Here is an 8,744-nt window from a genome sequence, read left to right on the forward strand (position 1 = left end):
TTAAAGCGTACTGAAGCCTAATTAATAACCAGCAAATTCAAAAGTAATGAATTTTACAATTAATCAAAAATTAAGTCGTGCTAAGGAATTTATTTTACAAAGTAAATTCAGAGCAATCGTGAGGAATAAATTTACTGCACTATTTTTACTGCTATTTCTTTTTTTTGCCAGTAATGTTATGGCACAAAGTTCAAAAACAGTTACGATTACGGGGAATAATCTAACGCTACAAAATGTTTTTTCTTCAATTACTAAACAAACCGGTTACGTTTTCTTTTATAATATGAAAATATTAGAAAATGCAAAACCTGTAAATGTAAACATTAAGAAGAAACCAATTTCTGAAGCTTTGAATCTGGTTTTGCAAGGTCAGTCCTATTCGTATTCTATTCAGGATAAGACTATTGTAATTACAGCAAATAATTCAGATAAAAGTTCGACAGATATAATAAATATTGAGGGACGTGTTCTAAATGAAAAAAACATACCTCATATAGGAGTTTATGTATGGGTAATAGGGACAAAAAATGGTGCTATTACAGATGCTGATGGTGGTTTTGCTTTGAATAATGTCTCTAGTAATGCGGTTGTTGAAGTTTCAGGTGTAGCTATCGAAACTACAAGAATTGTTGTTGATGGACGTTCTAAAATAACAGTAATAGCAAAAGAGAAATTAACGGAATTAGACGAACTTGTTGTTAATAACGGTTACCAAAAAATTTCTAAATTACGCTCGACAGGTTCTGTAGCTACGGTTACTTCAGAACAGTTAGACAAAATTCCGGTGTCCAATGTAATGCACCAATTAGAAGGACAAGTAGCAGGTTTAGAACTAGATATCTTAGATTCCGATAATACTTTTGTTTACGGAAATTTATATGGAGATGGAGCCGGAAAAACGAGTTATAATTTCAGAATTAGAGGGAAATCAACTTACAGTAGTAATGCGATGCCATTAATAGTTCTGGATGGAACTCCTACTGAATTGGATATCAGAACCCTAAACCCAAAAGACATCGAAAAGATTACTTTTCTTAAAGACGCTGCTGCCGCTGCCATTTATGGTGCAAGATCGGCCAATGGTGTAATGGTTATTGAAACAAAAAAAGGGAAACAAGGAAAAACCAGATTTAGTGCTTCTCAAAATTATGGGATTGCTAATAAGACTTCTTTAAATAAACTTCCTTTGATGAATTCTTCTCAGATTTTAAATTTAGAGCAGGAGTTAGTCGATAAAAATATGATTGCTGATCCTTCAAAAGCTACAAGTTTATATAATTCTACTCCTATAAGTCAGGGTGTTGAATATATGTTTCAGGAAAAGAGAGGTACTATTACTACAGCTCAAAAAAATGCATTTTTAGATCAGTTAAGAAGTCAAAATAATTATGATCAAATTACTAAATATTTGATGCGTTCCTCAGAAACAAGTAATTATAATTTCTCTTTTAGTGGTGGGGATACTAATGGCTATACGTATTATACGGCTGCGTCATTTTCTAACGAAAAAACACAAGCTGTTGGTACTGGAGGAAAAAGAATGACTTTCACGGTGAATCAGGATTTTAAACTTTTGAATTATTTAAAAGTAAGTACAAGTTTAAAAGGGTCTTTCTTTAATTTTGATCAAAATGGTTTAGGGTTGAGTCCATTAGGGGCTTCTTTGACAACTTATTTGCCTTATAATAGTATCGTAGATAACAGTGGAAATTCAGTTTCTTATTACCGTCGATTTTATAGTGCAGATACCGATAGATTAGAGGGGTACGGTTATTTACCTTGGAAGTATAATTATATTGATGAGTTAAATAATAGTAACCGTAATACTAAGGAAAATAATTACTCCGCTAATATTTCGGTAACAGCTCCTTTGTTTAAAGGTTTAGATGCTATAGGTACTTATTATATTGAGAACTCAAATGCAGATAATAGAAATTTATACAATCAAAACACTTTTTATACAAGGGATTTTATTAATAATGCGACTTTTTACAATACTGCAACTGGAGTTTTAACAAGAGCAATTCCTCTTGGGGCAATTAATCAAAGTAATAGATTTATTAAGGATAGTTATACTGCCAGAGGTCAATTGGCATATAATTCTCTTTTTGCAAATAAACATGCTGTGGAATTGCTTGGTGGTATTGAGTTTAGACAAACCAAGGAGGGGCAACAATCAGGTACTTTATATGGTTATAATGAAGATGCGCAAACATCAATTGATATACCGTCAATGATTTATACCTCAGTTTATGGTGCTACTAATACTGCGATTTATAATAATTTATTGAAAAATCAAAGACGTCGTTTCTTATCTTATTACGGTAATGGATCTTACAGTTATGATAACAGATATACGATTTCAGGTAGTATTCGTTTAGACGATTATAACAACTTTGGAGTAGATAAAAGTTATAGAAGAACACCTTTATGGTCAACCGGTTTCAAATGGAATATTACTAACGAAAGTTTTATGTCTAACCAAAATGTGTTTAATAACTTGAGTCTTCGGGCTAGTTACGGGTATAATGGAAATATTAGTTTAACTACTTTTCCTTTTACCAATATTTCATTGGCTAACGTGGATTATTTTTCTCAACAACCTTATGCTTTTATTTCAGCTGCTGCAAACCCTACATTAAGATGGGAGAAAACAGGTATTTTAAACTTTGGTATAGACTTTAGTGTATTAGATTCTCGTTTGAACGGTACTGTCGAATATTACAAAAAGAAGAGTACAGATTTACTGCAGGATTTCCCTGTTTCTCCTTTTTATGGTTTGCCAAATAATACATTGGTTCGAAATACGGCAACTCTAGATAGTCATGGAATTGATTTGAATTTAAGTGGTGTTTTAGTAAAATCAAAAGACTTTGGATTAGATATGTCATTGGTTACAACATATAACACTAATGAAGTAACCGATTCAAGATATACGAATTACTCATTGTACTTAAACGGTACTGGTAGTACACCTCCAATTGTTGGATATGGATTGAATAGCATTTTTGCTTTTAGAAATGCTGGATTAAATGCTTCTGGTGTAACACAAGTATATGATAAGGATGGTAATATTGTTCAGGCAACAACTGCTTTAAAAGATATTGCCGATATGAAATATATGGGAACATCAACTCCAAAATATTACGGTAGTTTAAGTGCTAATTTATCATACAAAAAGTTATCTCTGTACTTATTAGCTACTTACAAATTAGATTATGTTTTATTTAAGCCTTCATTCAATCAATACGTGAGTCGTTATAATACATTTAATGGATACGACTTAAATGCCGAGATTGATCAAAGATGGAGAAATCCAGGTGATGAAGCAACTACTACTGTTCCTGGAGTAAGAGGAATGGGAGGTTATAGTTTTGCTCGTTTTTTGTTTAGCGATAATCGTGTAATTGATGGTGACCATATCCGTTTCAAAGAAATTTCATTGAAATATGATTTCTCTGATTTGTTTGCTAATACTTTTATCGAAGGTGCTTCATTAACCTGTTCTGCCCGAAATTTAGGTCTTATTTGGAGAAAGAACAAAGATGGTCTTGATCCTGATTTTCTTCCGTATACAGGAACTTCGATGAAATTACCTCCATCGGCATTGTATACAGTAGGTTTCAATTTTAATTTTTAATAGCTTAAAATGATGAAAAAAATCTTAATATATATTGGAGTACTTGCAACTGTTTTTACGAGTTGTGATAATTATGTGGATATTAAAACAGAGGGGAAGTTAATACCTAAAGAAACTGCTAATTACAGATACCTTTTGAATAATGCTTCTTCGTTTAATTTTACCTATTCATTGGTTGATGTGTCTTCTGACGATATAGTGATGCGAGATGATCATGCAACTTATTTTGATGCTTATTATGCAAGTTCGGCTTATTACAAGCCTTTTGTAAATACGTATAAATGGGCGGATGAAGTTTATCCTATAGGTGAGTCAGATAGTAATTTAAATACAATGTATGCAGCACTAAACATTTGTAATGTAGTCATTTCTGAAGTAATGAACAGTACTAATGGAACTGATGCTGAACGATTAGCCTTAAAAGGTGAAGCACAAGTACATCGAGCCTTTTATTATCTGACTTTAGTAAATACTTTTGGTAAAGCTTTTGACCCTGCAACTTCAAGTACAGATCCAGGAGTTCCATTATTTACGGAACCAACAGTAGATGCTGATATTGTTCGTGCATCTGTCCAAAAAGTATACGATTTAATTGTTAGTGATTTAACGGAAGCGATTGATTCAGGTTTAAAATCAGTAAATACCGGAAGAAATGTAGGCTTTTCTTCAAAAGCTTCTGCTTATGGTCTTTTGGCAAGAACTTATTTGTATATGGGGGAATATGCAAAAGCATTAACGAATGCCGAAGCGGCATTGGCTTTACAAAATACGCTGCTTAATTTAGAAACTTATGCAAGTTATGGTGATTATTCTTGGCCAACAACCTTTCAGGATCCTGAAATTATGTTGTCTAAATCATCAAATAGTTATATGTATTCTCCAACGATTTTGTCTTTAAGCGATGAATTGTTGAATTCTTTTGATACCAAAGATTTAAGATATCAATTGTACACAAGACCTATTTCTAACATGACATGGGGAAGTTTCTCGCAAGGGAGAGCCTATTGTAAAGAATATTTGTCTGGTGATGCTCGTAATGCAGGGCCAACAGTTCCTGAAATGTATGTGATAAAGGCAGAATGTGAAGCTAGAAATGGTAATGCAACTACGGCAATGGCAACTATAAATACTTTGCGTAAAAAACGTTTTAAAGCTGCTGAATATTATGATTTAACAGCTACTAATGCTGAGGATGCTCTTGTAATAGTATTAGCTGAACGTCGTAGAGAATTAATGTGCAGAGGAGGGTTCAGATGGTTTGATCTTAAAAGACTAAATAAAGATCCTCGTTTTGCAAAAACAATAACTCATAAGTATCTTACTGAGACCCACATTTTAGAGCCTAACGGAAATCGTTATCAATTTCCTTTTGCAAAAATCCTCTTTGATTATGCTCCAAACTTAGAGCAAAATAATTAAAAGAATATTATAAAAGCACGTTCAGTTATTTACTGAGCGTGCTCTTTGAAAACAAAAATTAAACAAATGAGAATAGTTAAATTAGCGGCACTTTTTTTAAGTGTCAGTGCGGCTTCGTATGCACAGGAGAGTGTTCAAAAATTTCTTGTTTCACCGGAACACCCAAAAGGAGGTGAAGAAATTACAATTACTTATGATGCTGTAGATGGGCCTTTAGTAAATGCAAAAAATGTTGATGGTGTTATTTACACTTACGATAATTTTAAATGGCATGCTGACGATATCAGTCTAAAATCAGCCGGAGATAAAAAATGGCAGACAAAAGTAAAATTGTCAGATCATGCTTCATTAATAAGTTGTGTTTTTAAATCGGATACGATTAAAGATAATGGCGGTAAAATGACCTATTCCTGGATTCTGGAAAAAGATCCTGGGGCATATATGGGTTGGGGATTTTTAAGAACTCCGGATTTACAAGACGAAGTGCCTAATATTGTTCATGATAGTGCTTACATTGGTAGAGAAGTGTCTTTATTCTGGATTAATAATGAGTTAAAATACCATCCGGAAAGCCGTACTCATTTGTTTTTTGAAGGTGCTAAATTAAAACAGCTAAAAACAGGCGAAGCGCAGCCTCAACTCATAAAAAGAGAAGTTCGTTTCGTTTTAGGAGAAAAGAAGTTAGATAATGTAACCCAATACAACATTCAAAAAACCATCGGTTTAATGGCGCAACCGGAGCATAAGGTATTTGCAGATTCGGTGCAAAATGTTTTACTTAAAAAATACCCTTACGGAGTTTGGGCTCGCGATATTGAAATCAAAAAAATATTTTTTGAAACTGATTTTGAAAAGAAAGTAGCTCTGTACAATGCATTTGAGAAAAACTTTCCTCAAAGTAAATTTCAGGATGTTGTAACGGATACAGAAAGTTTGTATTATGATAAAATGTTCAAAGGGATTGCTTATACTTATATTGTAAAAAACAAAGATTTCAACTACGCTATTAATAGTGTAAAAAAAGTTTCTTTTAATCTTTTGGTAGATTATGCCTGGCATTTAGTGTCAATTCCTTTTCATAGAGATCAGGATGGAATCGAAAAAACATCTTTAGAAACATTGAAACGATATGCAGATGTTATAATTCCTGAAATGGAGAACAGAGAAACATTTGTACCTAAAGAATTTGTTGGGAAATTATCACCGAAAGAATGGCAGCAAAAGACCTTACAAATGGCATTCAGAGAATATTTTACCTATGCTAATCTTTTAGAGATTTTTGAAAATTATGACTTGTCCAAAAAATATTTAGAGAAGATTAAGCCAATAATGCAATATAATGATGCTTCTTTCAATGAAGTGTATTCAAGAATGTTGTTGAGAGAAGGAAAAAATGCCGAAGTAAAAGCTTATTTAGAAAATGCAGCTAAAATAAACAACATTACTCCAACATCGATAGCGATATTAAAGAAAATGTTTGTAGATGGAGGAAAAAAAGAAGCTGATTTTGAATCTTATTTTGAATCCTTAAAGGCAAATACAAATGAAGAACATAAAAACAAATTAATCGCAGAACTGATCAATCTTCCTATTGGAGATTTTGATATGGAAAGTAACCGCGGAGGTCATGTAAAATTATCAGATCAAAAAGGTAAAATTGTAGTTCTTGATTTTTGGGCTATGTGGTGCGGACCATGTAAAAATGCTATGCCGGGAATGAATATGGCTGTAAATAAGTACAAAGAAGATAAAAATGTACAATTCTATTTTGTAGATACTCAGGAGTATATCAAGGATTTTAAAGCGCAAACTCAGGCTTTTATCAAAGAGAAAGGTTTCGATTTTACTATTCTTTATGATAGCAAAAATCCAAAAACTGGAAAATATGATGCAGTGTATGAAAATTATGCCAATGCTTTCCATTTTTCGGGAATCCCACAAAAAATGGTAATTGATCAAAATGGTAAATTACGTTGGATGTCAAACGGATATTTTGGAAGCCCAAGTGAATTAGCTGATGAACTTTCAATCATCATTGAGTATTTAAAATCAGAGAATAAATAATTAAGATTGAAATTAAATCAATGAATAACTACAAATTTTTAATTGTAATTACTGTGTTTTTGTCTTGTCAGCTTGGTTTTTCGCAAACCATCTGGCAAGGACAATATCACTCTAACAGAATCATTTTATCAGGTGATTTAATTACAGATCAATTGGATTCACTTAAATTGAGTATTCCTGAATACGGAATGAATGACGTTAAAGTATTGACAAAAGTTAAGGCTGATAGTGTTTCCTTTGATAACAAAATGTATGGATATACTTTTAAAGGAAAATTCAATAAAGAAAAAAACGGGATCGAAGGTGTGTTTAACTACTATACTATTCCAAATGCTTCAATTGTTTTAAAGAAAGAAAAAGAAATCCAGCCGTTGTATTTTTCGCAACATCCTAAAAAACCGTATTCTTATGAAGTTAAGGACTTTACTTTTTTCGGTAAGAATACACAGCTTAGCTATGGAGCAACATTAACGCTGCCACAAAATAAAAAAAAATATCCTCTGGCTATTTTGATTTCTGGTACAGGACAGCATGATCGAAATTACACCTATAACGGACGAGAGTTTTTTACTGTTTTGGCTGATTATCTGGCTCGAAATGGAATAGCTTCTTTACGTGTAGACGATAGGGGAAGAGGTCAAACAACAGGAGATTTTGAAACTGCTACAACAGGAGATTTTGCCGATGATGTTGAGGAACAAATTGCATATTTGAAAAGTCAAAAAAATATTGATGCTTCTTATGTTGGTCTAATTGGTCATAGCGAAGGTGGAATGATTGTCTCAATTGTAAGTTCCAGAAACAAGGATGTTAAATTCATGATAAGTCTTTCAGGGGTAGGAGTAAGTGGATTAGAAATACTCAATTTGCAAAATACAGCTATTCTTAAAAGTTATAATTTTTCAGATAAAGTAGTTGCTAAACAAATGGAAATGTACAATGAAATGTTTAAAGTTGTTTACAATACTAAAGATGAGGAGTCAGCTAAGCCGGAGTTGGAAGTAAAGTTGAAAGAATGGATGCAAAAACAGGATACTTTGACTTTAAAAGAAGTTCAATTATTTGACGGAAGGGATCAAACTTTCTTGTATCGTTATGGTAAAGATGCTGACAGGAAATGGTATCGATTTAATATTCATTATAAGCCTGAAGATTATTTGCCTAAAATTACGATACCCGTTTTTGTTGCAAACGGTGATAAAGATATTCAGGTTCCTGCAGTTGAAAATAGCAATTCATTTAAGAAATTCCTGAAAACCAAAGATCTTACGACTAAAATTTATCCTAATTTAAATCATATGTATCAACATTGCAAGGAATGTACACAAAAGGAAAGTAAGGAGCTTGATGAGGTTTTCTCTATAGAAGTATTGTGTGATCTTTCAAAATGGATTCAGCTTCATTATCGAAAAAGATAGTTATAACAGCTTGAGTTTTTATTTAGTTGAAAACGGAATTTTAAATAAAATATAGTTAAAATAAATAGAGGCTGACCAACTAGACTGCACCCAAAAGTTTAGACGAATTTATAATTAAATTTGATAATAATGAGCTCGATATTGTATCGGGCTCATTCCTTTTAGATTAAGTTTTATTCTCTCATTATTATAGTAATCTATAT

Annotated in this window: 5 protein-coding genes; 4 read left to right on the top strand and 1 reads right to left on the bottom strand. The window is 32.4% G+C overall.

Annotated features, from left to right (window positions below; translation table 11 throughout):
* The first annotated feature begins 46 nt into the window (after positions 1–46).
* From AAEO59_RS09115 to AAEO59_RS09130, 4 genes are all read left to right on the top strand, one after another.
* A complete protein-coding gene (locus AAEO59_RS09115) occupies positions 47–3,640 on the top strand; it encodes a SusC/RagA family TonB-linked outer membrane protein (protein ID WP_341700427.1) in 3,594 nt (1,197 codons plus the stop codon).
* A gap of 9 nt (positions 3,641–3,649) precedes the next feature.
* On the top strand, positions 3,650–5,059 hold the full coding sequence (locus tag AAEO59_RS09120; RefSeq protein ID WP_341700428.1) for a RagB/SusD family nutrient uptake outer membrane protein: 1,410 nt from the start codon (positions 3,650–3,652) through the stop codon (positions 5,057–5,059).
* Between the two features lie 66 nt (positions 5,060–5,125).
* Complete coding sequence (locus tag AAEO59_RS09125; RefSeq protein ID WP_341700429.1) at positions 5,126–7,123, top strand: TlpA family protein disulfide reductase; 1,998 nt, start codon at positions 5,126–5,128, stop codon at positions 7,121–7,123.
* Between the two features lie 20 nt (positions 7,124–7,143).
* Complete coding sequence (locus tag AAEO59_RS09130) at positions 7,144–8,541, top strand: alpha/beta hydrolase family protein (protein WP_341700430.1); 1,398 nt, start codon at positions 7,144–7,146, stop codon at positions 8,539–8,541.
* 114 nt (positions 8,542–8,655) lie between these two features.
* Here AAEO59_RS09130 and AAEO59_RS16365 read toward each other — a convergent pair whose 3' ends face one another.
* Positions 8,656–8,742, bottom strand: coding sequence for an IS3 family transposase (locus AAEO59_RS16365; RefSeq protein WP_407934929.1), 87 nt, complete (start codon positions 8,740–8,742; stop codon positions 8,656–8,658).
* Positions 8,743–8,744 lie beyond the last annotated feature (2 nt).

It is taken from the genome of Flavobacterium flavipallidum (assembly GCF_038289905.1).
GTDB lineage: Bacteria > Bacteroidota > Bacteroidia > Flavobacteriales > Flavobacteriaceae > Flavobacterium > Flavobacterium flavipallidum.